The 1,874-nt window shown below is 53.7% G+C and carries 1 protein-coding gene and 1 pseudogene; both read left to right on the forward strand.

Features of this window, described 5'->3' with window-relative positions:
* Window positions 1-1,368: group II intron reverse transcriptase/maturase (ltrA, locus tag ACOTYN_RS26185; protein WP_421634802.1), on the forward strand; the 1,368-nt coding region annotated here is incomplete at its 5' end.
* Window positions 1,369-1,448: 80 nt separating this feature from the next.
* A pseudogene (locus ACOTYN_RS26190) lies at window positions 1,449-1,874 on the forward strand (IS3 family transposase); the annotation flags it as partial.

Here is a 1,874-nt window from a genome sequence, read left to right on the forward strand (position 1 = left end):
GTTGATGGCGTGAACAAAACAATGCTACAGGCCAGACTGGCTGTTGAGCTGCAAATCCTCAGGGATGAATTACTCTCAGGCCACTACCAGCCCTTGCCCGCCAGACGGGTTTACATCCCTAAAAGCAACGGCAAACTGCGACCACTGGGTATCCCCGCGTTGCGGGATCGTATTGTTCAGCGGGCCATGCTGATGGCGATGGAGCCGATATGGGAGAGTGATTTTCATACGCTCTCATATGGCTTCCGGCCTGAGCGCAGTGTCCACCACGCGATCCGCACGGTGAAATTACAGCTCACAGACTGCGGTGAAACCCGGGGACGCTGGGTGATTGAAGGCGACCTGTCCAGTTACTTCGACACCGTACATCATCGACTGCTGATGAAGGCTGTACGCCGCAGGATCAGTGACGCACGTTTCATGACTCTGCTGTGGAAAACCATCAAGGCGGGACATATCGATGTCGGTCTCTTTCGGGCGGCCAGTGAAGGTGTACCACAGGGCGGTGTTATATCGCCGCTATTATCGAACATCATGCTGAATGAGTTCGATCAATACCTGCATGAGCGCTACCTGAGCGGTAAAGCCAGAAAAGATCGGTGGTACTGGAATAACAGTATCCAACGGGGCCGAAGTACGGCGGTCAGAGAAAACTGGCAGTGGAAACCCGCGGTGGCGTACTGCCGCTATGCCGATGATTTTGTCCTCATCGTCAAAGGCACCAAAGCACAGGCGGAAGCCATCAGGGAGGAGTGTCGGGGTGTGCTCGAAGGCAGTCTGAAACTCAGGCTGAACATGGATAAGACTAAAATCACCCATGTTAATGACGGCTTTATCTTTCTGGGGCACAGGATCATTCGCAAACGCAGTCGTTATGGCGAGATGCGAGTGGTCTCAACGATCCCGCAGGAGAAAGCCAGAAACTTCGCCGCATCGCTGACAGCACTGTTATCAGGCAACTACAGTGAAAGCAAAGTCGATATGGCTGAACAACTCAACCGAAAACTGAAAGGCTGGGCCATGTTCTATAAGTTCGTTGATTTTAAGGCCAAAGTCTTCAGTTATATCGACCGTGTCGTGTTCTGGAAGCTGGCTCACTGGCTGGCCCGCAAATACCGTACAGGTATCGCTTCCCTGATGAGGTGGTGGTGTAAATCACCGAAACCGGGTCAGAGCAAAACGTGGGTTTTATTTGGTAAAACCAATCACGGCAAGCTCAGCGGCGAAATACTGTACCGGTTGGTGGGGCAAGGCAAGAAGCTGTTCCGCTGGCGGCTACCCGAAGGTAATCCCTATCTGAGGACGGAGACCAGAAACACGTATACATCGCGCTTTACAGAAGTGGCAATGGCGTTCGCCAGCATTTAAATGGAGAGCCGGATGCGCTGAAAGGTGCACGTCCGGTTCGGGGAGGAGAGGCAGGGAAATAGTCCGACTACGCCCTGCCTCTTACTCTACTCTGGACGGGTAAGCGCTGGGCGTACCTCGCCGTTGTTCTCGACCTGTTCGCAAGAAAGCCAGTGGGCTGGGCCATGTCGTTCTCGCCGGACAGCAGGCTCACCATGAAAGCACTGGAAATGGCATGGGAAACCCGTGGTAAGCCCGTCGGGGTGATGTTCCACAGCGATCAAGGCAGCCATTATACGAGCAGGCAGTTCCGGCAGTTACTGTGGCGATACCGGATCAGGCAGAGTATGAGTCGGCGTGGAAACTGCTGGGATAACAGCCCAATGGAGCGCTTCTTCAGGAGTCTGAAGAACGAATGGGTGCCGGCGACGGGCTATGTAAGCTTCAGCGATGCAGCTCACGCAATAACGGACTATATCGTTGGATATTACAGCGCACTAAGACCGCACGAATATAATGGTGGGTTA

The organism is Enterobacter cloacae complex sp. IR5458 (genome assembly GCF_049238025.1).
Classification (GTDB): domain Bacteria; phylum Pseudomonadota; class Gammaproteobacteria; order Enterobacterales; family Enterobacteriaceae; genus Enterobacter; species Enterobacter kobei.